General features: G+C 71.0%; 22 protein-coding genes. 4 read left to right on the top strand and 18 right to left on the bottom strand.

Features of this window, described 5'->3' with window-relative positions:
- The 13 genes from ACIBAG_RS45015 to ACIBAG_RS44955 all read right to left on the bottom strand — a co-directional run.
- On the bottom strand, window positions 1-494 hold a 494-nt coding region (locus tag ACIBAG_RS45015; protein ID WP_399113860.1), incomplete at its 3' end, for an ABC transporter ATP-binding protein.
- A gap of 77 nt (window positions 495-571) precedes the next feature.
- Window positions 572-1,675, bottom strand: coding sequence for an aliphatic sulfonate ABC transporter substrate-binding protein (locus tag ACIBAG_RS45010; protein WP_399113859.1), 1,104 nt, complete (start codon window positions 1,673-1,675; stop codon window positions 572-574).
- A gap of 208 nt (window positions 1,676-1,883) precedes the next feature.
- Window positions 1,884-3,218, bottom strand: coding sequence for a sulfate adenylyltransferase subunit 1 (locus tag ACIBAG_RS45005; protein ID WP_399113857.1), 1,335 nt, complete (start codon window positions 3,216-3,218; stop codon window positions 1,884-1,886).
- Window positions 3,219-3,220: 2 nt separating this feature from the next.
- Window positions 3,221-4,168, bottom strand: a complete 948-nt coding sequence (gene cysD, locus ACIBAG_RS45000) for a sulfate adenylyltransferase subunit CysD (protein ID WP_399113855.1) — start codon at window positions 4,166-4,168, stop codon at window positions 3,221-3,223.
- On the bottom strand, window positions 4,165-4,701 hold the full coding sequence (gene cysC, locus ACIBAG_RS44995; protein ID WP_399113853.1) for an adenylyl-sulfate kinase: 537 nt from the start codon (window positions 4,699-4,701) through the stop codon (window positions 4,165-4,167). Before cysC ends, cysD begins: the two co-directional genes overlap by 4 nt.
- A 35-nt stretch (window positions 4,702-4,736) precedes the next feature.
- On the bottom strand, window positions 4,737-5,447 hold the full coding sequence (locus ACIBAG_RS44990; protein ID WP_399113851.1) for a phosphoadenylyl-sulfate reductase: 711 nt from the start codon (window positions 5,445-5,447) through the stop codon (window positions 4,737-4,739).
- Entirely contained in the window at window positions 5,444-5,632 is a 189-nt protein-coding gene (locus ACIBAG_RS44985; protein WP_031487674.1) for a hypothetical protein, read from the bottom strand. The genes ACIBAG_RS44990 and ACIBAG_RS44985 overlap by 4 nt, the downstream gene beginning before the upstream one ends.
- A complete protein-coding gene (locus ACIBAG_RS44980; RefSeq protein WP_399113850.1) occupies window positions 5,629-7,326 on the bottom strand; it encodes a nitrite/sulfite reductase in 1,698 nt (565 codons plus the stop codon). The genes ACIBAG_RS44985 and ACIBAG_RS44980 overlap by 4 nt, the downstream gene beginning before the upstream one ends.
- 129 nt (window positions 7,327-7,455) lie before the next feature.
- Window positions 7,456-7,539: a putative leader peptide gene (locus ACIBAG_RS44975; RefSeq protein WP_310591794.1), complete on the bottom strand. Its 84-nt coding sequence runs from the start codon at window positions 7,537-7,539 to the stop codon at window positions 7,456-7,458.
- A 126-nt stretch (window positions 7,540-7,665) separates the two neighbouring features.
- Window positions 7,666-8,238: a GNAT family N-acetyltransferase gene (locus ACIBAG_RS44970; protein WP_399113848.1), complete on the bottom strand. Its 573-nt coding sequence runs from the start codon at window positions 8,236-8,238 to the stop codon at window positions 7,666-7,668.
- Between the two features lie 281 nt (window positions 8,239-8,519).
- A complete protein-coding gene (locus ACIBAG_RS44965) occupies window positions 8,520-9,809 on the bottom strand; it encodes a hypothetical protein (protein WP_399113847.1) in 1,290 nt (429 codons plus the stop codon).
- 159 nt (window positions 9,810-9,968) lie between these two features.
- Window positions 9,969-11,258, bottom strand: a complete 1,290-nt coding sequence (locus ACIBAG_RS44960; RefSeq protein WP_399113845.1) for a GAF domain-containing protein — start codon at window positions 11,256-11,258, stop codon at window positions 9,969-9,971.
- A gap of 349 nt (window positions 11,259-11,607) precedes the next feature.
- Entirely contained in the window at window positions 11,608-13,242 is a 1,635-nt protein-coding gene (locus ACIBAG_RS44955) for an acyl-CoA dehydrogenase family protein (protein WP_399113843.1), read from the bottom strand.
- Window positions 13,243-13,380: 138 nt separating this feature from the next.
- Between ACIBAG_RS44955 and ACIBAG_RS44950 the strand changes: the two genes are divergently transcribed.
- Entirely contained in the window at window positions 13,381-14,529 is a 1,149-nt protein-coding gene (locus tag ACIBAG_RS44950; RefSeq protein ID WP_399113842.1) for a YihY/virulence factor BrkB family protein, read from the top strand.
- 62 nt (window positions 14,530-14,591) lie between these two features.
- Here the strand turns inward: ACIBAG_RS44950 and ACIBAG_RS44945 are convergent, their stop codons facing one another.
- Window positions 14,592-15,443: an NAD(P)H-binding protein gene (locus ACIBAG_RS44945; protein WP_399113840.1), complete on the bottom strand. Its 852-nt coding sequence runs from the start codon at window positions 15,441-15,443 to the stop codon at window positions 14,592-14,594.
- A gap of 206 nt (window positions 15,444-15,649) precedes the next feature.
- Here ACIBAG_RS44945 and ACIBAG_RS44940 point away from each other — a divergent pair, with 206 nt between their 5' ends.
- Entirely contained in the window at window positions 15,650-16,621 is a 972-nt protein-coding gene (locus ACIBAG_RS44940) for a cupin domain-containing protein (RefSeq protein WP_399113839.1), read from the top strand.
- Between the two features lie 24 nt (window positions 16,622-16,645).
- Here ACIBAG_RS44940 and ACIBAG_RS44935 read toward each other — a convergent pair whose 3' ends face one another.
- Window positions 16,646-17,260: an SMI1/KNR4 family protein gene (locus ACIBAG_RS44935; protein WP_399113837.1), complete on the bottom strand. Its 615-nt coding sequence runs from the start codon at window positions 17,258-17,260 to the stop codon at window positions 16,646-16,648.
- Between the two features lie 112 nt (window positions 17,261-17,372).
- Here ACIBAG_RS44935 and ACIBAG_RS44930 point away from each other — a divergent pair, with 112 nt between their 5' ends.
- Entirely contained in the window at window positions 17,373-18,065 is a 693-nt protein-coding gene (locus ACIBAG_RS44930) for a DUF6597 domain-containing transcriptional factor (RefSeq protein WP_399113864.1), read from the top strand.
- On the opposite strand, the gene ACIBAG_RS44925 is transcribed toward ACIBAG_RS44930, so the two are convergent.
- A complete protein-coding gene (locus tag ACIBAG_RS44925; protein ID WP_399113835.1) occupies window positions 18,042-18,449 on the bottom strand; it encodes a VOC family protein in 408 nt (135 codons plus the stop codon). The genes ACIBAG_RS44930 and ACIBAG_RS44925 overlap by 24 nt on opposite strands.
- A gap of 70 nt (window positions 18,450-18,519) precedes the next feature.
- A complete protein-coding gene (locus ACIBAG_RS44920) occupies window positions 18,520-19,152 on the bottom strand; it encodes a VOC family protein (RefSeq protein WP_399113833.1) in 633 nt (210 codons plus the stop codon).
- 287 nt (window positions 19,153-19,439) lie between these two features.
- Here ACIBAG_RS44920 and ACIBAG_RS44915 point away from each other — a divergent pair, with 287 nt between their 5' ends.
- On the top strand, window positions 19,440-20,087 hold the full coding sequence (locus ACIBAG_RS44915; protein WP_399113831.1) for a ThuA domain-containing protein: 648 nt from the start codon (window positions 19,440-19,442) through the stop codon (window positions 20,085-20,087).
- Between the two features lie 232 nt (window positions 20,088-20,319).
- Here the strand turns inward: ACIBAG_RS44915 and ACIBAG_RS44910 are convergent, their stop codons facing one another.
- Window positions 20,320-21,474 carry a ferritin-like protein gene (locus ACIBAG_RS44910; protein WP_399113830.1) on the bottom strand — a complete coding sequence of 385 codons (1,155 nt, stop codon included), beginning with the start codon at window positions 21,472-21,474 and terminating at the stop codon, window positions 20,320-20,322.
- Window positions 21,475-21,725: the final 251 nt, after the last annotated feature.

Raw genomic sequence — 21,725 nt, 5'->3', positions numbered from 1 at the left:
ATCAGCAGCAGCCTGCTGTCCTGGGCGAGCGCCCGTGCCAGGGCGACGCGCTGGCGCATGCCGCCGGACAGCTCGTGCACCCGCTTGCCGTACGCGCCCTTCAGCCGGACCAGTTCGAGGAGTTCCTCCGCGCGGTCGCGCCGCTCGGCCTTCGGTACGCCCCTCAGCTTCAGGGCGAGTTCGATGTTCTTGCCCGCGGTCAGCCACGGGAACAGGGCGTGCTCCTGGAACATCAGCGCCGGGCGGCCGTCGGTCGTGATGCTGCCCGCGCTGGGCCTGTCGAGCCCGGCCACCAGGTTCAGCAGGGTCGACTTGCCGCAGCCGGACGCCCCGAGGAGGGTGACGAACTCGCCGGGCGCGACATCGAGCGTGATGTCGTCGAGGACGAGTTGCTGCCCGGCCGGTCCGGCGAAGGACTTGGAGACGTGCTCGATGCGCGCGGCGTGCTCCACGGACGCGTCCGTGTCCGCGGCCTTGGCGAGGGCGGTTGCCATGGTCGTCACCTCCTGGGAACTCATCGGGTCAGTGCCTTGCTCACGACTTCACGACTTCACTTCACGACTTCACGACTTCACGACTTCACGCCGAGCCCGGCGTCGTCGACCTCGGGCTCGCCCTCGGCCTCGAGGACCCTGTTCAGCGGCGCCAGGTCGTAGATGCCGGTGAGGTCCGGCTTCTCCAGCAGCCCCGCCTTCACCGCGTGCTCCGCCTCGGTGCCGAGCGTGGCCGCCAACGGGTCGTCGGTGATCCGGATCGACTGCCACGCCGGGTCGAGCACCTCGGCCGGCAGCGCCTTGCCGGTGTCGGCCGCCAACTGGGCGTTCGCCGCGGCCTTCGCGCGCTCGGGGTTGTCGTTGATCCACTTGTTGGTCTTCACCGAGGCGCGCAGCACGGCCTCCACGGCCCGCGGATGCTTCTGGAGGAAGCTCTGCGAAACGATGACGTTCGTGATCACGAACTTCTTGTCCGGCCACAGGTCGGCCTCGTCCAGCAGCACCTTCGCGCCCTCGGCGACCAGCTTGGACGCGGTCGGCTCGGGCACCCAGGCACCGTCGATCGAGCCGGACTTGTAGGCGTCCGGCATGATCTTGTTTTCGGTGCGGACGACCGAGACGTCGCCCTTGCCGCTCTCCGCGTCGACCGTCCAGCCCTGCTCGGATATCCAGTTGAGGAACGCCACGTCCTGGGTGTTGCCGAGCTGCGGCGTGGCGATCTTCTTGCCCTTGACGTCTTTCAGGGACTCGATCTTCTCGGGGTCGGCGACGAGCTTGACGCCGCCCGAGGCCGAGCCGGAGATGATCCGCAGGTTCTTCCCGTCCGACTTGATGTAGCCGTTGACGGCGGGGGAGGGCCCGATCCAGCCGATGTCGATGGAGCCGGAGTTCAGCGCCTCGATCTCCGAGGGGCCGGCGTTGAACGTGGCGTACTCCGCCGTCGTCCCGCCCAGCTCCTTCTGGAACAGCCCCTCGTGCCGGCCGACCAGCGCGGTGGCGTGGGTGAGGTTCCCGAAGTAGCCGATCCGCACCGAGTCCAGGCCGTCCACCTTGGCCGCCCCCGCGATGGCCTGCTCGGTGTTCTCCTTGGCCTGCGAGCCGTAGCCGCAGGCCGCGAGGGCGAGCAGCGGGAGCGCGGCCAGGACGGCGAGCAGCCGTCGCGGGGCGGTGGTGGCAGGCACGGGAGGTGTTCCTCTCGGTGGCCCGGCGCTCACGCCCTCATCAGGTCGTGGCCGGGAGGTCGGCGGGTTCGTCCGGAGCGGCGCGCAGACGGTGCGCGCGGGTCAGCGCACACATCGCGGCACTCCGCCCTGCCCGCTGCCGAGGGCCCCGCTGCCGACGCGGCCGCCCTCCTTCGCGAACGTGGAGAAGACGTCACGGGCCTTCATGTCAGAAGTCCCACCCGTCGTCCTCGGCCTCGTCCTTGACCGGCTCCGGCGAGGCGAACGACTCGCCGACCATCCCCGCGGTGAGCGTGGTGCCGTCGCTGGGGTCGATGAGGATGAACGAGCCGGTGCGGCGCGAGTCGGCGTAGGAGTCGACCGGCAGCGGCTCGGCGGTGCGGATCTTCACCCGGCCGATGTCGTTGGCGACGAGCTGTCCCGGGTGCGGGTGCAGGGACAGGTCGTCGAGCGTGAGCCGGGACGGGATGTCCTTGACGATCGCCTTGACCGTGCGGGTGCCGTGCTTGAGCAGCACGCGGTGGCCGACGGTCAGCGGGGCGTCGGCGACATGGCAGACCGTGGCCTCGATGTCCTGCGTGGTCGCGGGCGCGTCCTTGGTCGGCACGATCAGGTCGCCGCGCGAGATGTCGATGTCGTCCTCCAGCAGGACGGTCACCGACTGCGTGGTCCACGCGATGTCGACCGGCTCGCCCAGCAGGTCGATGCCGGAGATCTTCGACGTACGGCCCGACGGCAGGACGGTCACCGACTCGCCGACGCGGAAGGAACCGGCGGCGATCTGGCCGGCGTAGCCCCGGTAGTCGGGGTGCTCGGCGGTCTGCGGGCGGATCACGTACTGCACGGGCAGGCGCGCGTGGCAGTGCCGCAGGTCGTGGCTGACCGGGACCGTCTCCAGGTGCTCCAGGACGGTCGGGCCGCCGTACCAGTCCATGTTGGCGGACGGATCCACCACGTTGTCGCCGGCCAGCGCCGAGATCGGGATCGCGGTGACCTCCGGGACGCCCAGCTCGGTGGCGTACGCCGTGAACTCCTCGGCGATGGCGGCGAAGACGGGCTCCTGGTAGTCGACCAGGTCCATCTTGTTCACGGCCAGCACCACGTGCGGCACACGCAGGAGCGCGGCGATGGCGGCGTGCCGGCGGGTCTGCTCCACGACGCCGTTGCGGGCGTCGACGAGGATCACCGTCAGCTCGGCCGTCGACGCGCCGGTGACCATGTTGCGGGTGTACTGCACATGGCCCGGGGTGTCGGCGAGGATGAACCGGCGCCGGGGCGTGGCGAAGTAACGGTACGCCACGTCGATCGTGATGCCCTGCTCCCGCTCGGCCCGCAGACCGTCGGTGAGCAGCGCGAGGTCGGGGGCGTCCTGGCCGCGCGAGGCCGAGACGCGCTCCACGGCCTCCAGCTGGTCGGCGAGCACGGACTTGGAGTCGTGCAGCAGCCGACCGACGAGGGTGGACTTGCCGTCGTCGACGGAGCCCGCGGTGGCGAACCGCAGCAGGGTGGTGGCCGAGAGCTCCTCGGTCGTCGTCGTGCTCATGCTTAGAAGTACCCCTCGCGCTTACGGTCTTCCATCGCGGCCTCGGAGAGCTTGTCGTCGGCGCGGGTGGCGCCGCGCTCGGTGAGCCGGGAGGCGGCGATCTCGGTGATGACCTGCTCCAGCGTCTCGGCGTCCGAGTCGACGGCACCGGTGCAGGACATGTCGCCCACGGTCCGGTAGCGCACGAGCCGCTTCTCGACCGTCTCGCCGTCCTTCGGCCCGCCCCACTCACCGGCGGTCAGCCACATGCCGCTGCGCTTGAACACCTCGCGCTCGTGCGCGAAGTAGATCTCCGGCAGCTCGATGCCCTCGCGGGCGATGTACTGCCAGACGTCCAGCTCGGTCCAGTTGCTGAGCGGGAACACGCGGACGTGCTCACCGGGCGCGTGGCGGCCGTTGTACAGGTTCCACAGCTCGGGCCGCTGCCGGCGCGGGTCCCACTGCGAGAACTCGTCGCGCAGCGAGAAGACCCGCTCCTTGGCGCGCGCCTTCTCCTCGTCCCGGCGTCCGCCGCCGAAGACCGCGTCGAACTTCTCGCTCTGGATCTTCTCGGTCAGCGGCACCGTCTGCAGCGGGTTACGGGTGCCGTCCGGGCGCTCCTTGAGCACCCCGCGGTCGATGTAGTCCTGCACCGACGCGACATGCAGCCGCAGGTTGTGCTTCTCGACCGTGCGGTCCCGGTACTCGATGACCTCGGGGAAGTTGTGCCCGGTGTCGACGTGCAGCAGCGAGAAGGGGATCGCCGCCGGGGCGAACGCCTTCAGGGCGAGGTGCAGCATGACGATGGAGTCCTTGCCGCCGGAGAACAGGATCACCGGCCGCTCGAACTCACCCGCCACCTCACGGAAGATGTGCACCGCCTCGGACTCCAGCGCGTCCAGGTGCGAGAGGGCGTACGGGGAGTCCGTGCTGTCTTCGCCCCCCTTCACCGTGTCGACGGTCGCCGTCATGCCAAACCCCTTTCGCTGAGCAGGGCGTACACGGACGCCGCGGACTCCTGCACGGTCTGGTTCTGGGACTCGATGCGCAGATCGGGCGACTCGGGCGCCTCGTAGGGGTCGTCGACCCCGGTCAGGCCCGTCAGCTCGCCCGCCGCCTGCTTGGCGTACAGACCCTTCACATCGCGTACGGAGCACACCTCGACCGGAGTGGCCACGTGGATCTCCAGGTACGGCGCCCCGCTCTCCTGGTGACGCTTGCGCACCGCGTCACGGCTGTCGGTGTAGGGCGCGATCACGGGGACGAGCGCCTTGACGCCGTTGCGGGCGAGCAGTTCGGCGAGGAAGCCGATGCGCTGCACGTTGGTGTGCCGGTCCTCGCGGCTGAAGCCGAGGCCCGCCGAGATGAACTCGCGGATCTCGTCGCCGTCGAGCACCTCGACGCGGTGGCCCTCCTCGCGCAGCCGGCCGGCCAGCTCGTAGGCGATGGTGGTCTTGCCGGCGCTCGGCAGACCCGTGAGCCAGACGGTGGCTCCGCTCGTCACGTGGTTCTCCAAATTCGCAAGGGAGTCGGTCATGGTCAGCCGTGCAGCCCGCACTCGGTCTTGGCGCGTCCCGCCCAGCGGCCGGCCCGCGCGTCCTCGCCCTCCAGCACCCGGCGGGTGCAGGGGGCGCAGCCGACGGAGGCGTAGCCGTCCATCAGCAGCGGGTTCGTCAGGACGCCGTGCTCGGCGACGTACGCGTCCACGTCGTCCTGGGTCCAGCGGGCGATCGGGGAGATCTTCACCTTCCGGCGCTTCTCGTCCCAGCCGACGACCGGGGTGTTGGCCCGGGTCGGGGACTCGTCGCGGCGCAGTCCGGTCGCCCAGGCGACATAGCCCTTGAGGCCGCGCTCCAGCGGTTCGACCTTGCGCAGCTTGCAGCACAGGTCGGGGTCGCGGTCGTGCAGCTTGGGGCCGTACTGCGCGTCCTGCTCGGCGACCGTCCGGAGCGGGGTGAGGGTGATGACGTTGACGTCCATCACGGCCTCGACCGCGTCGCGGGTGCCGATGGTCTCCTCGAAGTGGTAGCCGGTGTCGAGGAACACGACGTCCACGCCGGGCATGGCGCGGGAGGCGAGGTGGGCGACCACCGCGTCCTCCATCGACGAGGTCACGCAGAAGCGCTTGCCGAAGGTGTCGGCCGCCCACTGGAGGATCTCCAGCGCGGAGGCGTCCTCCAGGTCACGGCCCGCCTGCTCGGCCAGCGCCTTGAGATCGTCCGTCGTGCGCTCTTCCTGAATCGCCGTCATATCTCGTCTCCCCCTGCGTCGTTGTGCTGAAGGCCCCGGGCGAGCAGCCCGAGGAACTTCAACTGGAATGCGCGGTTGCACGCCGCGCATTCCCACGCGCCGTGGCTGCCCTCCAAGGCTTCACTCGGCCGGAGGTCCTCGTCGCCGCAGTAGGGGCAGTAGAAGGGGGCGGCCCGCTCGCTCATGAGAGGGCCTCCTCGGAGGCGCGCGCCGCCCAGGTGGCGAACCGCTCGCCGTCCTCGCGCTCGGCCTGGAAGCGCTTCAGGACACGCTCGACGTAGTCGGGCAGCTCGTCGGAGGTGACCTTCAGGCCACGCACCTTGCGCCCGAAACCGGCCTCCAGACCGAGCGCGCCGCCCAGGTGCACCTGGAAGCCCTCGACCTGCTCGCCCTGGTCGTTGAGGACCAGCTGGCCCTTGAGACCGATGTCCGCGACCTGGATACGGGCGCAGGCGTTCGGGCAGCCGTTGATGTTGATGGTGATCGGCTCGTCGAACTCCGGGATCCGGCGCTCCAGTTCGTCGATCAGGGCGGAGCCGCGCGCCTTGGTCTCGACGATGGCGAGCTTGCAGTACTCGATGCCGGTGCAGGCCATGGTGCCACGCCGGAAGGGGGAGGGCTTGGTGGTCAGGTCCAGGGCCTCCAGGGCCTCGGCCAGCGACTCGACCTGCGCCTCCTCGACATCGAGGATGATCATCTTCTGCTCGACCGTGGTACGGACCCGCCCGGAGCCGTGCGCCTCGGCAAGCTCGGCGATCTTCGTCAGGGTCGCGCCGTCGACGCGGCCGACGCGCGGGGCGAAACCGACGTAGAAACGGCCGTCCTTCTGCCGGTGCACACCGACGTGGTCCCGCCAGCGCTCCACGGGCTGGGCGGGCGCCGGGCCGTCGATCAGCTTGCGCTTGAGGTACTCGTCCTCCAGCACCTGGCGGAACTTCTCCGCGCCCCAGTCGGCGACCAGGAACTTCAGGCGGGCGCGGGTACGCAGACGCCGGTAGCCGTAGTCGCGGAAGATCGAGATGACGCCCTCGTAGACGTCCGGGACCTCGTCCAGCGGCACCCAGGCGCCGAGCCGGACGCCGATCTTGGGGTTGGTGGACAGGCCGCCGCCGACCCACAGGTCGAAGCCGGGGCCGTGCTCGGGGTGGTTCACGCCGACGAAGGCGACGTCGTTGATCTCGTGCGCCACGTCCAGCAGCGGCGAGCCCGAGATGGCGGACTTGAACTTGCGGGGCAGGTTGGAGAACGCCTTGTTGCCGATGATCCGGCGCTGGATCTCGTCGATCGCCGGGCTGCCGTCGATGATCTCGTCCGCCGCGATGCCGGCGACCGGCGAGCCGATGACCACACGGGGCGTGTCACCGCAGGCCTCGGTGGTGGACAGCCCGACGGCCTCCAGGCGGTTCCAGATCTCGGGCACGTCCTCGATCCGGATCCAGTGGTACTGGACGTTCTGCCGGTCGGTGATGTCTGCGGTGCCCCGCGCGAACTCCTGCGAGATCTCGCCGATGACGCGCAGCTGCTGCGTGGTCAGGCGGCCGCCGTCGATCCGCACCCGCAGCATGAAGTAGGAGTCGTCCAGCTCCTCCGGCTCCAGGATCGCGGTCTTGCCGCCGTCGATCCCGGGGCGGCGCTGGGTGTACAGCCCCCACCAGCGCATACGACCGCGAAGGTCGTTGGGGTCGATGGAGTCGAAGCCGCGCTTGGAGTAGATCGTCTCAATGCGTGTCCGCACATTGAGACCGTCGTCGTCCTTCTTGAACTGTTCGTTGCCGTTGAGCGGGGTGAAGTGCCCCGCGGCCCACTGGCCCTCACCGCGGTGACGGCTCACCTTGCGGCGGGGAGTCGCGGCGGCAGGCTTCTGCGGGGTGGCGGCCATGGTTGATACGTCCTTCGGGACAGGCGGGAAAGCGGCTCTGACCTGCGCGTACGGGCGCATGGGCAGACCTGCGCGTCATTGCGCGGGAATGAAGTGAAAAGGGGGGCGATGTCGGGCGCTGCGGGACTGTCAGCGCGCCGGACAGATGGCGCTGGACATGCGGCCGAGGTCGACGTGCCGCCGACTCACCAAGGCAATTCCAGTTCCAGACATGACGGAAGCGTGGCATGGCGATCTGGACACAGTCCAGCTTTGTCCGTCATGCGGACACCCTTGTCTCGTGCAGTGAGACAAGGGTGTCGTCGGTCACATGGCTGGTATCGGCCGTTTCTGCCCAGCTCAGCCAGGGTAGGCCCCCGGCCACGGACCGGGCGTGGCCACCTCGGTCTCCTCCTCGACCTTGGTGTCGAAGAGCTTGAAGCCGCGCCGCAGATAGTTGTCCATGGCGTGCTCCCCGTCCTTGCTGCAGGTGTGCAGCCACACCCGCTTGGTCGGCGCCAGTCCCGGCCAGCGGTCCGCGAGGTCCCAGGCGCGTGCGGCGCCGTACGCCAGCAGATGCCCGCCGATGCGCCGTCCGCGGAAGGCCGGGATCAGGCCGAAGTAGACGATCTCCACGACCCCGTCGTCCTGCGGCTCCAGCTCCACGTATCCGGCGGGCGTACCCCGGTCGTGGGCGACCCACGTCTCGACACCCGGACGCGCCAGGTACTCCTGCCACCGCGCGTACGACCAGCCGAGCCGGTCGATCCACCGGATGTCCCCGCCGACGGAGGCGTACAGGAACCGGCTGAACTCGGGCGAGGGCACCTCGGCCCGGACGATCCGTACGTCACCCTCGGGGGCAGCGGCCGGGAGGACATCGGTGGGCGAGGTCTGCTCCAGGGACCAGGTGGTCACGGGGATGTTGGTCATGGCTGCCAGGGAATCACCCGGACGGCCGATCTGTCGATCGACGGCGACGGCGACGTCGGCCGTCCGAGCCGGGCGGCCCCGACCGGCGGCGGGCCTGTCGCCAGGACCTGTCGTTTGGATCATGCCGGCGTCGCGGAGTCTGGCACGCTCTCCCTCAAGCTCTTCGAGCAGGGGGTACCCCCAGCCGCGTTGTCGTCGGTTGCCGACTCGCCCATCGCCCCCGGCTCGGGTCGGCTGAAAAGCGCAGTACCTCTCAGCCGACCTGATCCAAACGACAGGCCCTAGCCCAGCGCCCGGTCGATCGACGTCAGCGGCACCGCGAACAGTGCCCGGCCCGACTGGGACCACACCTCGCCGGTCGCCTCCCAGTAGGACAGGGGGCCCGCCTGGACGCCCCAGCAGCGCGGGGCGCTCTCCGAGCCGCAGCGGGTGGCCTCGGCGCCCTCGGTGTCCTGGCGCCACAGGCTGCCCTGCCGGTCCGTCGCGGCCGGGGCACGGCCCAGATACCAGTCGGAGCGGTCCGTCCCGTCGGCCCGGTGAGAGAGCAGGCCCCCGATGCCGGACGCCTCCGTCTCGTACGCCTCGACCGCGGACGCGGCTCCAGTGGCGTCGGTGGCCAGCAGGCCGGGGCGGGCCGGGTCCGTGCCGAACTCGTAGCGCCACAGGCGGGCGGGCCGCTCGCTGTCCGCCGGTGTCCACTCGCTCGCGACCAGACTGTCGGGCGCCGTGCTGCGGTCGAGGGAGATGGCGCCGAGGCGGGGCGCGGTGCCCGTGCCGGTCAGACGGTACGAGCCGACGGCCGGGAGCACGAAGCGCTGGCCGTGCGCCGACCAGCCGTCCGCGACCCGGCCGACGGCGACACTGTCGACCGTGGTGCGCTGGACGCGGTTCATGTCGTACACGTACAGCCCGTCGGCGGCGGTCACCAGCAGCTTGTCCTGGTACCAGACCATGCCGGTCAGACGGGAGGTCAGGGCGCGGTAGTCGCGGCCGCCGTCCACCGGGACGACGAGCAGGGCGGACGCGTACCTGAGATGGCCGAGGTCGTTCGCGTCGACGAAGGCGACCCTGGCCGGGCCCCGGTCGGCGGTGCCCTGGCTCCAACCGGACAGCAGCACCCGGTTGTCGTTCCACCAGCCGTCGTCGTCGGCGTCCCCCGAGGTGGTGACCGCGCCCGCCCGCCAGTTACGGGTGTCGGCGGCGTCCCAGCAGTACGCGCGGGTGGCGGCCGGCGCGACCGGCAGCGCCGTGCGCTCGGCGGCCGTACAGCCGGACGCGGCGCGCAGACTCCGGTCGGCGCTCTCCAGGACGGCGGACACCCCGACCGGCTTGCCCATCCCGGAGGCGAGTTCGTCGAGCGTGGCCTGCGGGACCAACCGCTCCTGGAGCCGCAGCGCGCGGGTGTCGGCGTCCCTGGTGAGAGGCTCCAGCGCGCCGGGGTTGTCACCGACGGTGGCCTGTGACGCGCTGATCATCGTGGCGGCGGCGGTGAGCGCCAGGGCGGTTCCGGCCAGGAACGCGCGTACAGCGCGGCCCTGCTTGCGTCGACGGTGTCTGCCGCGGTGCTTCATCACAACCTCCCGAGGCGAGCCAACTGCCTCCATTGGTCCGTGTGTTGACCAAAGGAGCAGGTGGGGTGGCCCGTACAGGGATGCTACGGCAGGTGGGCGGGCTTGCGGACGAAGACCCCCCAAATATGCGGAAGACAGTTCCTTCGAGCGCTTGTCCCGTCAGGACACCCCGGCCGACACCCTCCCCCGTACCACCGCCGGCGCCGTCGAGTGCGGCAGCAGGTCGCGTGGGTCGTCCGGCAGCAGCACCCCTACCTCCGCGTCCTCACGGAAGCGGTACGGCCGGTGCTCCAGGAACGCCCCGAGGTAGCGCCGTACGCGGGACATCTCGGCCCGCACCGTCACCGTACGGGCCGGGTCCCCGAACATGTCCTCGGCCAGCTCCGCCGCGCTGCGGCCGGTGCGGTGCAGGGCCAGGAGGTAGAGCAACTCGGCGTGCCGGGGGCTGAGTTCATGGCTCCAGGAGCCCGCGCCACCGGACACCGTCACCGACCAGCGGCGCGGCTGCGTCAGGTCCAGCGCGATCCGCGTCGCCCCGGCCGGCACCGGCTCGTCGGCGGGCCGCAGCAGCCAGCCGCCCGCCAGCGGTTCCACCGCGCACAGGCCGAGCGGCGGCAGCCACCGGCGGCCCGGCGACAGGGACTTGGGCAGCGCGATCCGCTTCGCGTACGGCATCCCGCTCACCGCGGCCGTCCAGCCGTCCCGGTCCACCACCAGCGCCCGCCCGGCGATCCGCGCCAGCACCGGCGCCGCCACCGCGCGCAGCCGCTCCAGCGAGGTCAGATGCAGCTCGCGCAGTCGGGCCTCGGCGAGCTTGGCCACCGAGTCGACCCAGGCGAGCGTGGCCGGGTGCATGGTCTCCAGCGGCCCGCTGACGTCCACCACGCCGATCAGCCGGCCGTCGCGCGGGTCCGTGATGGGGGCGCCGGTGCAGGTCCAGGAGGTCTGCGAGCGCTGGAAGTGCTCGGAGGCGAAGACCTGCACGGGCCGCCGCACCACCGCCGGGGTCCCCACGCCGTTGGTGCCGACGACGCTCTCCCGCCAGTCGGCGCCGAGTTCGAACCCCAGGCCGTCGGCCTTGCGCAGCACGGAGGAGTTCCCCTCCCGCCACAGCACCCGGCCCTCGTCGTCGGCGACGACCATGATGTGGTGGGCGACGTCCGCGACCGAGAGCAGCCCCTCACGCAGCACCGGCAGGACATGCCGGAGCGTGGTCGACTCACGGCGCCGCTGCACCTCCTCGCGGGACAGCAGCCCGGAGCGGAAGTCGTGGTCCGGGTCGACCCCACAGCGCAGCATGCGTTCCCAGGACTGCTCGATCACCGGGCGCGGCGCGACGGGCGCGCGCTGCCCGGCGAGCGTGGCGGCGCGGACATCGCTGAGTACCCGCGCCGCGCGCGCCGAGTCCACGGCTGCCAGCTGCGTCACGTCCGTCGGCGAGAGCGCCAAGGGTCCCTCCCGGGAGAACAGGTCCGACTCGTCCTGACTGTGTGTCTCACTGTGTGTCTCATAGTGCCGTCCGACCTTCGCGGAGGGGCACAGTCCGCCCACAGACGCCAACAAGTTGCAACCCCTTGCAACCCTGGTGGACCGCCCTGGCTTGATTGAAACTTGAGCGACGCCGTCCCGAGCGGCGTTCGTGGCCTCGAACGGGCCCTGGTGGGGGTGGTGCCGTGTCGGCGCAGCACCACCCCTACCTCCGGTGGTTTGGCCGAATTCGCTATAGAGGTGCCGCTTACTGCGCGTTGGCGTCTGCGGGTGCGTGGGGGCTTGTCGCGCAGTTCCTCACGCTCCTAGGTCAGGCCTGCGGCCTGGACCTATCGACCATTGAGGCCAGATTCACAGTGGACGGTAGTGTTCCGAAGGTCGTGCCACCGTCGCTGCCCAGGCGCGACGCGCAGAACGCGTCTGCCACCTCCGGTGGGGCGAAGCGGACCAGCAGGGATCCCTGCAGCACCAGTGCGAGCCGCTCCGTCAGGCGCCTGGCGCGTGCCTCGATGCCTTCCAGATCCGCCAGTTCTGTCAGCAGGGACTTGATCGCGGTGTCCAGGCGGTGGTCCGCGCCTCGTGCCTTGCCGACCTCCTGGAGGTAGGCGTTCAGTGCCGCGGGCTCGCGTTGCAACGCTCGTAGGACGTCCAGGGCCTGGACGTTGCCCGCGCCCTCCCAGATGGAGTTCAGCGGGGACTCGCGCACCAGGCGGGGCATTCCTGAGTCCTCGACGTATCCGTTGCCGCCCAGGCACTCGGACGCCTCGACCGTCGTGGGCGTGCAGCGCTTGGTCACCCAGTACTTGGCGGCCGGTACCGCGATGCGCAGCAGTGCGCGCTCCTGCTCGCCGCCGTCGTCGTAGGCGGCCGCGAGCCGCAGCGCGAGGGTGGTCGCCGCCTCCGACTCGACGGCCAGGTCGGCCAGGACGTTGCGCATGAGCGGCTTGTCGACGAGCTTGCCGCCGAACGCCTCGCGGTGGGAGCAGTGGTGGATCGCCTGGGCGACGGCCTGCCGCATCAGCCCCGCCGAGCCGAGCACACAGTCCAGCCGGGTCGCGGCCACCATGTCGATGATGGTGCGCACCCCGCGCCCCTCCTCACCGACCCGGCGTGCCCAGGTCCCGTCGAACTCTACCTCGCCGGAGGCGTTCGAGCGGTTGCCCAGCTTGTCCTTGAGACGCTGGATGAGGAAGACGTTGCGGGTGCCGTCCGGCAGTACGCGCGGCACGAGGAAGCAGGTGAGGCCGCCGGGGGCTTGCGCCAGCACGAGGAAGCCGTCGGACATGGGGGCCGAGCAGAACCACTTGTGGCCGGTCAGCTCGTAGGAGTCACCGTCGGGCAGGGGGCGCGCGGTCGTCGTGTTGGCGCGTACGTCGCTGCCGCCCTGCTTCTCCGTCATGCCCATCCCGAACAGCGCCCCGGCCTTCTGCCCGGCCGGCCGCAGCTCACGGTCGTAGATCATGGACGTCAGCAGCGGCTCCCACTCGGCGGCGAGGCCGGGTTCCGTGCGCAGCGCGGGCACGGCCGCGTGGGTCATGGACAGCGGACAGCCGTTGCCGGCCTCGACCTGTGTCCACAGCAGGAAGGCGGCCGCCCGGCGCACATGCCCGCCCGGCCGGACCCAGGCCGCGGTCAGCCCCGCCGCGACTCCCTTGCCGAGCAGCCGGTGCCAGGACGGATGGAACTCGACCTCGTCGATACGGCGGCCGTAACGGTCGTGCGTGCGCAGCTGCGGCGGGTGCGCGTTGGCCAGCACCCCCCACTCCTGCACCTGCGCCGAGCCGCAGGTCCGGCCGAGCGCGGCCAGCTCAATTCGGGCCTCGTCCAGCAGCTCCGGGGCGAGATGCCGTTCGACTGCCTCGGTCAGGGCGCGGTCGGAGGTGTAGACGTCGTAGCCGATCAGCGGTGGGGGCTGGTTGGTCACGGTATGCGTGCTGCCTGCCATGCCGGTGAACCTATCCCTCCGTGGGGCGGTGGTTCCCACCCTGACACAGCGGCGGGGCGGGGGACCGGGCAGGTGGCGACGGTGTGCGCTCCCGGCGCCGCTATGAGTGCGCCCCCGCTCGGCGGATACCTTTAGGTCGTGCAGCCAGCAAGTGAATCCCCCCAGCGGACCTCCGGCCGTCTCCATCGGGCGCGTGTCCTCTACCGGAACGTCTCGAAACGCAGGACCGCCTGGCTGTTGCTGAAGGACACCGTCAACTCCTGCATCGAGTACCGCATCCTGGGGCTCGCCGCCGAAGCCGCGTTCTTCACGCTGCTGTCCGTCCCGCCGCTGCTCCTCAGCCTCATCGGCCTCCTCGGTTACGTCGACGACTGGACCGGCACCAACACCATCACCAGCCTGGAGACCAACCTCCTGGAAGCCTCCCGCACCGTCCTGTCGGACAAGGGCGTGCGCCAGATCGCCCAGCCGATCCTGGACGACGTGATGAAGGGCGGCCGCCCCGACGTCATCTCCGTCGGCTTCCTGTTCGCGCTGTGGTCGGGCTCGCGGGCGGTGAACGTCTTCATAGACACGATCACCGTGATGTACGGCCTCGACGGCGTCCGGGGCATCGTCAAGACCCGGCTGGTGGCGTTCCTGCTGTTCATCGCGGCGCTGCTGATCGGCTCGGTGGCGCTGCCGCTGATGGTGGCCGGGCCGGACGCGGTGGTGCGGATCGTGCCGTGGTCGGAGACCGTGGTGCAGGTCCTGTACTGGCCGGTCGTCATCGTCCTGTCGATCGCGTTCCTGACGACGCTGTACCACGTGTCCGTGCCGGTGCGATCACCCTGGATCGAGGACGTGCCCGGCGCGCTGGTCGCCCTCGGGATGTGGGTGCTGGGCAGCTTCCTGCTGCGCATCTACCTGACGAACACGATCGAGGGGGCGACGATCTACGGCTCCCTCGCCGCGGCCGTCGCCGTACTGCTGTGGATCGGTGTGTCCGCTTTCGCCGTGCTCGTCGGTGCCGCGGTGAACGCCGCGATCGACCGGGTCTGGCCGGCCGCCGCGACCGCCGCGGCCCGCGCCGCCAACGAGCGGCTGCGCGAGGCCCAGGTCGCCGAGTACGTGGCCCGCCACGCGGCGAACCGCGAGGCGGACCCCGAGGACCCGGACATGCCGTCGGAGTTTCCCGAGCGGTGGTCCCGCTTCCTGCCGCCGGAGGACGTGTCGTCGAGGCTGCGGACCCATGTGAAGAGCACGCACCACACCCCGCACAAGCCGGAGGACTCGGACAGGACCTGAGAGCCTTTGTCATATCCCCGGCCGGGCACGCGACGCCTGGCACGCACTCCCGGCACTGCGCCTCACGCCTTCCAGACCCCTGCCGCCGCGGCCTCCCTCGCGAAGTCGGCGAAGTCCCGTGGCTCGCGGCCGAGGACCTCGCGGACATCGCCCGTGACATGGGCATTGCGGCCGTCCATGAGCGTTTCGAAGACGTCCACCAGGAGCTCGACCTCCTCGGGCGGCACCCCGAACCCGGCGAGCGCCTCCCCGTACGAACGCGTCGGGACCGGCGTGTACGTGATCGTGCTGCCCGTCGCCGCGGAGATCTCCGCGACCGCCTCCCGCCAGGACAGCAGCCGAGGCCCGGTCAGCTCCAGCGTTTGCCCCGCATAACGGTCGCCGGACGTCAGCACGGTCACCACCACGTCCGCGATGTCCCGAACGTCGACGAACGGCTCCTGCACCTCGCCCGCCGGGAAGACCAGCTCCCCCTGGACCATGCCCTCCACCAGCGGCCCCTCGCTGAAGTTCTGCGAGAACCACGTGCCCCGTACGATCGTCCAGTCCGCCCCCGACGACTTCAGCGCCTCCTCGGTCGGCAGCGCCTGGTCCTCGCCGCGTGCCGACAGCAGCACCAGCCGCCGTACGCCGAGCCCGACCGCCTCCCGGGCGAGCGCCCCGACGCCCTCGGCCGCCGCGGGGGAGCCGACGTCCGACGGGTACATCAGATACGCCGCGTCCGCGTCCCGCAGGGTCTCCGCCCACGTCGTCGGGTCCTCCCAGTCGAAGCCCCGCGCCCGGGACGCGGCCCGCACCGTGAGCCCCGCCGCGCGTGCCGCTTCCGCCACCCGGCTGCCCGTACGACCCGAGGCACCGGTCACCACCACCGTCATCGCTCGCCTGTTCGCCTTGTCGGCCACGTTCTTCCTCATGCCGCCAGTCAACGGGCGGGTGACCCGGCAGCCCATCGCTGAACGGCTCATTCCCATGCGCGGTCGTCCAAGCGCCCGCCGGCACGGCAGATCCTGGCTGGTCGAGAGCATGTCTCCGGAGGCGGAGAGCCAGGAGGCGTTGGCACGGGTGACGTCGTCCCTCCCGCACCCCGGGGCGGGGGGAGCCCGGGACCTACGCTGGCGACATGGATGCCCTTGCAGGCCTGCTGGAGGGTCCGCGCGCGCGTGGCGCCTTCATGATCCGCGCGTGTTTCGAGCCGCCATGGTCCGTCCGCGTCGAGGACCGCGCTCCCCTCACCGTCATGGTCATGGTTCGCGGCGACGCCTGGGTGATCCCCGACCAGGGCGAGCGAAGCGAGAGGGGGGTCCCCCCGGCCGAAGGCCGGGGGAGCATCCGGCTGCGGGCCGGCGATCTCGCCATCGCCCGCGGCCCGGGCCCCTACACCTGTGCCGACGACCCCGGCACCGCACCGCAGGCCCTCATCCTGCCGGGCGCCGAGTGCCGCTACCCCGACGGACGTTCCCTCAACGGCTCGATGGACCTTGGCGTGCGCACCTGGGGCGACCGGCTGGACGGGTCGGCGGTCATGCTGATCGGCACCTATCTGTGGGAGGGCGAGATCAGCGGGCGGCTGCTGACCGCGCTGCCGCCGCTGCTGGCGCTCCCGGCCGACGTGTGGAACTGCCCCCTAACGCCGTACCTCATGGAGGAGATCGTCCGCGACGAGCCCGGTCAGGAGGTCGTCCTCGACCGGCTGCTCGACCTGCTGGTCATCGCCGCGCTGAGGGCCTGGTTCTCCCGCCCGGAGGCGGCGGCACCGGGCTGGTACCGGGCACTGGCGGACCCGGTCGTCGGGCGGGTCCTCCGGCTGGTGCAGGACGATCCCGCACATCCCTGGACGGTCGCCTCACTGGCCGCGAAGGCGGGGGTGTCACGGGCCGCGCTGGGGCGGCGCTTCACGGAACTGGTGGGGGAGCCGCCGATGACGTACCTCACCGGGTGGCGGCTGGCGCTGGCGGCGGATGCCCTGCGGGACACCGGCGACACGCTGGAGGCGATTGCCCGGCGGGTCGGGTATGGCAGTGCGTTCGCGCTGTCCAGTGCGTTCAAGAGGGTTTACGGGGTGAGTCCGCAGGAGCATCGCCGACGCGCTTGAGACACCCACCCGCGCATCTCCGAGTCATTGACGACCTGTCCCCGGCCCAGGGGCGTAGAGCTTCGAAGATTCCGTGCCGCGCTTTTCCGCCTCACGCCAGTGCACGAAGCGCGGTACGGGATCGAACTCCATGGCGTACGAGTCCAACTCGTTCAGGAGAACCCTGCGCAGGAACTCGGCCATGCCACAGGGGATGACCTTGCAGGGCACCAGCAACGCCTGACGATCGAAGAGCAGGACAGGCCACTGGTCGGGGTCCGGGTCGGTGGTCAGCCAGCACAGGATGTCGGCGTGGGAGGTGTGGCCCCAGGCGAGGATGTGCTCCGGGTCGATGTCGAGCTCGTCTTGGTCCTGGCCCTCCATTTCCCAGGTGTAGCGGGCATTTCCCGTCTCCTCCTCGAGGTCACCGTGGGGCCATAGGGGGGACTCCGTGGGAAGCGGCGCGTCTATTCCGATTTCGCCGATCGAGTTCTGTGAGCCGATCGAGCCGACGCCGTACACGGACATGAAGGCCATGTAGTCCCGCGGGAACCTGGTACCCCACCGCGCTTCGGCCGCCTGCCAGTCGATGTGTTCGTCCGCACCGAGGTCCGCAGGCAGGATCTGCCGCAACGCTGCTGTCCCCGTCGGGTCTTCCATGGTGGTCCCCGTCCCTTCGACCGAGTCGGCGAGAGTCTAGAAGGCAGGACTGACACCGACCGTGCCAGTGCGTGAGGAACGGAAACAGGCGTTGCGCACTAGCCTGGTCCGTATGTACGCGGAGCGGACGTCTCGGCTGGCTGGTGCCGTGGTGTGGACGAACGCCCCTGGCGGGCCCGGCACGGGGCGGGTGCTGCCCGACGGGTGCATGGATCTGCTCTGGAACGACGGGCGGCTGCTGGTCGCCGGGCCGGACACTCGTGCGTACGTCACCGAGGGGAAGCCCAGTGCCTGGGTGGGCGTTCGCTTCTGTCCCGGTACCGCGCCGGCCTTCCTGGGCATCCCCGCGCACGAAGTGCGTGACCGGCGCGTCGACCTCGCGGATCTGTGGCCGGCCTCGGAGGTGCGGCGGCTGCGCGGTCGTGTCGAGGCCGCCGACGACCCGGTGACCGGGCTCGAGGACGTGGCGCTGGAGCGGGCCGCCGACGCCGAGCCGCCCGATCCGCTGCTCCGGCGGGTCGTCGCGGCCCTCCGCGCCGGGCGCCCCATTGCCGTCACCGCTGACGAACTCGGGGTCGGCGCACGGCAGTTGCACCGCCGTTCCCTGACCGCCTTCGGCTACGGCCCCAAGACACTGGGCCGGATCCTGCGTATGCAACGGGCCCTCGCCATGGCCCGCGACGGTGTGGGATTCGCCGAGACGGCCGCCCGGGCCGGGTTCGCCGATCAGGCCCATCTGGCCCGGGACGTCAAGGAGTTGACCGGTCTGCCGCTCGGTGAGCTACTGGGCCGGCGGGGCGGCTAGTGGTGCGAACAGGTCGACGCCGTTTCCGTCCGGGTCGAGGACGGTGGCGTAGCGCTGGCCCCAGAAGGCGTCCCACGGCTTGAGTTCGCCGTGGCAGCCGGCGGCGACCAGTTCCTCGTACACCGTGTCCACCTCGGCCGGATCAGCGCACCGCAGGGCCAGTCCGGCCCGGCTGCCGCCCGTGGGTGGCCGCCAACCCTGGTGGAAGGACCGTACGGTCTCCTCGGTGTCGAGCAACAGCCGTAGCCCGCCCGGCAGTTCGGCCTCGGTGTGGGGCTCGTTCTCGGCGCCCTCGGGGAAGGCGAAGCCGAGGCGGCGGTAGAAGGCGACGGAGGCGGCCATGTCGGAGACGACGAGGCCGATGGCATCGAAACGTGGAGTCATGCGATCACCGTAGGCAGCCGGGGAGCGGCCGGTCTTGAAGGAATCGGACGCCGGCCGCGAGGCCCGTGGGTCAGTGGAAGGTCACCGGACCCAGGAGCGTGTCCACGGTGAACGTCATTCCCACCGGGCCCGTCGTGAGGTCGAGGTCCGTGCCGAGTGCCGACAGCAGGGGCCGGATCTCGTCCGGCTCGGGGGCGCTCGCCGAGAGGGACAGCAGCGGTGTGGTGGGCAGACCCGAGGCGGTGGGGTGCAGCGAGGTACCCCAGTCGATGAGGAACGGGACGAGGCCGGAGGGGTGGGCGTCCTCGCCGTCGGTGAGCCGCCATTCCAGCAGGGTGCCGTCGGGTCTGCGGCGGCTCATCGCCTGCGCGGACCCGGGGTCGTAGCCCTGGGCCCGGGCGCTGTCGATGGCCGCGTCCAGGTCCGGCGGGCTGATCGCCCAGGTGACCGTGCGCGGGGCGGTCACCCCGTCCACGTCGAAGGGGCGGGGCTGCCCGGGCGCGGACTGCTCGGGATCCGGGCCGATGATCTCCAGGTAGCTGGTGCCGCCCAGGGACACCAGGTAGTTGCGGGTGCCCAGACCGACGTGCACGCCGCCCGGTGCCGGGGTCACGCCCGTGCGCCGGGTGAAGTCGGCGACCGTGGCGGCCAGGTCCGGGGTCGCGAGGACCAGATGATCCAGGAGCGCGGGAATGGCGTTCATCGCAGCCGAGGCTACGCAGGGCGGCCCGCGATATGGAACACCTGTGCGCCGGGCGGGGGAAGTCGCGGATCCGTTGCCGGCGGTCATGGGTCATTCACGCGTTGTCGTGGTGCGGGAGGTGCGTGGGGGGGCGAAACGCTCAACGGCCCGGGTTGTCGGGCGGTCTGCGGCAGGGGGAGGGGGGAGCGGTCCGCGCGGGGTGAGTGACCGCCTTCACCGAGGATCCGAAACTTTCGGATCCCCGGCACAAGTGGGCCCGCGACACCGGCTCACCTAGGCTCGAGCACATGTCCGCACGACTCCTCGTCTACACCCGCACGACCGCCTACCGGCACGAATCCATCCCGGCCGGCGTCGAAGCCGTACGCACCATCAGCGACTTCGAGGTGCACCACACCGAGGATCCGCAAGCCTTCGAGTCGCCCCTCGACGGGTACGCGGCCGTCGTGTTCCTCTCCACGAGCGGCGAGGTGCTCACCCCCGCCGGGCGCGAGCGGCTCGCCGCGTACGTCGAGTCGGGCGGCGGCTTCACCGGCGTGCACGCGGCGGCCTGCACGGAGTACGACTGGCCGTACTACGGCGAGCTGCTGGGCGCGTGGTTCGACCGGCACCCCGAGTACCAGCCAGGCAAGGCGGTCGTCGAGGACCACGACCATCCGGCGACCCGGCACCTGCCCGCCGTATGGGACTTCGCCGACGAGTGGTACGACTTCCGCACCAACCCACGCGGTGCGGTACGGGTGTTGGCCCGCGCCGACGAGTCGTCGTACGACGGCGGCGGCATGGGTGCGGACCACCCGCTGGTGTGGTGCCGCGAGCAGGGATCGGGCCGCGTCTTCTACACGGCTCTCGGCCATGCCGCCGAGGCCTACGAGGACGCGGGCTTCCGCACGCAGCTGCTGGGCGGGATCAACTGGTCGGCGGGACTGGCCTAGGGCCTGTCGGATCAGGTCGGCGGAGAGGTACTGCGCTTTTCAGCCGACCCGAGCCGGGGGCGATGGGGGAGTCGGCAACCGACGACAACGCGGCTGGGGGTACCCCCTGCTCGAAGAGCTAGGGGGAGCGCGTGCCAGACTCCGCGACGCCGGCATGATCCAAACGACAGGTCCTAGAGACGACGGAGGGCCGCTCCGTGGCGGGAGCGGCCCTGTCGTTCCCGTGGTGTCGTCACCGGACGCGTTGCGGCCTGGGCAGCGCGCGGAACTGGGGGCCGTAGGTGTGGCCCGGGGCGTACGGGATCGCGGTCTCCATCAGTTCGACGGCGGGATACTCCAGGCCGTGCATGGCGTGGACGGCCGCCTTCATCGCGCGTTCGCCGCCGCCGGACCAGGCCGCGTCGAGGACGTCCAGCACGGTGCTGTAGTTCGCGTCGAAGCGGAACAGCAGCCCTCGGACATGGGCCGGCGGGTTGGGCCAGCCGCCGGCCGGGACCGGGGCCATGGGGCGCACGTCGGGGAAGGGCACGGGTGGGCCGACGTACCTCCAGCCGTGCTCGGTCTCGCGCAGCTCCCGGCCGTGGTAGATCTCGCCGAAGGCGTAGTAGTGCGCCGGGTGGTCGTCCTCGAAGGACTCGGCCGGGGAGCTTGCGGTGCCTTCGCCCTGCTCCCTGATGATCTCGATGGCGTGCTCGACGTGGTCGAGGTTCTCGATCGGCCGCAGGTCGTCGCCGCCGACGTGCGCGGACAGCTGTCCCCGCACCGACAGTTCCGGCCGCACGACCTTGAACGCGTTCAGCATCTCGGCGTAGAACTCGCCGACGGTCGGCGAGCTCTGCGCGTTGCGGGTGAGCGGCTCCTCGGGGGCCTCGATCGCCATCATCACGTCGCGGACGGAGGCCTTGGTGAGGCCCGACAGGTAGACGGTCACCCCGGCCCGCACACCGCCGGGCAGCGGGCCGGGGAACACCGGTGCGGCGGCCTTGATCCGCGGCCTGCCGCCCACGCCCACGAGCAGGTTGCAGACGATGCTCAGGTGGTACATCTCGTCGCCCACGATGCGCCGCAGCATCCGCGCGACCTCGCTGCCGTGGTCCTTGACGGACCACCAGCCGCACAAGTACGGCGGGATGGTGGCCAGTTCGAGTCCCACGGCGACCTGAAGGGCCGATCTGAGCCACGCGACTCCGCGGCCGTTCTCGGGAACGGCCAGCAGACGCGCCACGGACCCGAGAGCGGGCGCCGCGAGCGGCCCGCCCTCCGGCAGCGCGGCGGCCTGCGCGGGACCGGCGACCGCGGCCGGCGCTCCGGCCGCCAGTGCGGCCGACGCCAGGAAACTCCTGCGCTTGAACGGAGCCACCGCCGACTCGTCCGGCACTTCGCTCATACCTGTCACCCTCGCCTCAGCTCATAGCGACGGTCCCGCTTCGGCTCGACATGCCCCCGGGACCCCTCCGACAGCTCGCGAAGCTAGCAGTCAAAATGGCAAGTATCAGGTCATAAGGGACGCTCGGCGTCGCGGCCACCCTGTCGGTCCAACGTTTGGGTTCCGGTACGGCGTTCGGAAACGGCCTCCTGCCGGGCGAGCGCTGCCCGGCTGAGGCTGTCACGGACGCGGACGACGTCGGGGTCGGCGTC

Origin of the sequence: Streptomyces sp. NPDC051243 (assembly GCF_044455405.1) — a bacterium.
Lineage (GTDB): Bacteria > Actinomycetota > Actinomycetes > Streptomycetales > Streptomycetaceae > Streptomyces.
This window is presented reverse-complemented; position numbering and strand designations above follow the sequence as displayed.

Excerpts from the sequence above, each read along its gene's own strand:
- ACIBAG_RS45005 (WP_399113857.1), bottom strand. The coding sequence starts at position 3,218 with ATGAGCACGACGACGACCGAGGAGCTCTCGGCCACCACCCTGCTGCGG.
- cysD (WP_399113855.1), bottom strand. The coding sequence starts at position 4,168 with ATGACGGCGACCGTCGACACGGTGAAGGGGGGCGAAGACAGCACGGAC.
- ACIBAG_RS44990 (WP_399113851.1), bottom strand. The coding sequence starts at position 5,447 with ATGACGGCGATTCAGGAAGAGCGCACGACGGACGATCTCAAGGCGCTG.
- ACIBAG_RS44985 (WP_031487674.1), bottom strand. The coding sequence starts at position 5,632 with ATGAGCGAGCGGGCCGCCCCCTTCTACTGCCCCTACTGCGGCGACGAG.
- ACIBAG_RS44980 (WP_399113850.1), bottom strand. The coding sequence starts at position 7,326 with ATGGCCGCCACCCCGCAGAAGCCTGCCGCCGCGACTCCCCGCCGCAAG.
- ACIBAG_RS44975 (WP_310591794.1), bottom strand. The coding sequence starts at position 7,539 with ATGTCTGGAACTGGAATTGCCTTGGTGAGTCGGCGGCACGTCGACCTC.
- ACIBAG_RS44970 (WP_399113848.1), bottom strand. The coding sequence starts at position 8,238 with ATGACCAACATCCCCGTGACCACCTGGTCCCTGGAGCAGACCTCGCCC.
- ACIBAG_RS44965 (WP_399113847.1), bottom strand. The coding sequence starts at position 9,809 with ATGAAGCACCGCGGCAGACACCGTCGACGCAAGCAGGGCCGCGCTGTA.
- ACIBAG_RS44955 (WP_399113843.1), bottom strand. The coding sequence starts at position 13,242 with ATGGCAGGCAGCACGCATACCGTGACCAACCAGCCCCCACCGCTGATC.
- ACIBAG_RS44945 (WP_399113840.1), bottom strand. The coding sequence starts at position 15,443 with ATGAGGAAGAACGTGGCCGACAAGGCGAACAGGCGAGCGATGACGGTG.
- ACIBAG_RS44940 (WP_399113839.1), top strand. The coding sequence starts at position 15,650 with ATGGATGCCCTTGCAGGCCTGCTGGAGGGTCCGCGCGCGCGTGGCGCC.
- ACIBAG_RS44935 (WP_399113837.1), bottom strand. The coding sequence starts at position 17,260 with ATGGAAGACCCGACGGGGACAGCAGCGTTGCGGCAGATCCTGCCTGCG.
- ACIBAG_RS44930 (WP_399113864.1), top strand. The coding sequence starts at position 17,373 with ATGTACGCGGAGCGGACGTCTCGGCTGGCTGGTGCCGTGGTGTGGACG.
- ACIBAG_RS44925 (WP_399113835.1), bottom strand. The coding sequence starts at position 18,449 with ATGACTCCACGTTTCGATGCCATCGGCCTCGTCGTCTCCGACATGGCC.
- ACIBAG_RS44920 (WP_399113833.1), bottom strand. The coding sequence starts at position 19,152 with ATGAACGCCATTCCCGCGCTCCTGGATCATCTGGTCCTCGCGACCCCG.
- ACIBAG_RS44915 (WP_399113831.1), top strand. The coding sequence starts at position 19,440 with ATGTCCGCACGACTCCTCGTCTACACCCGCACGACCGCCTACCGGCAC.
- ACIBAG_RS44910 (WP_399113830.1), bottom strand. The coding sequence starts at position 21,474 with ATGAGCGAAGTGCCGGACGAGTCGGCGGTGGCTCCGTTCAAGCGCAGG.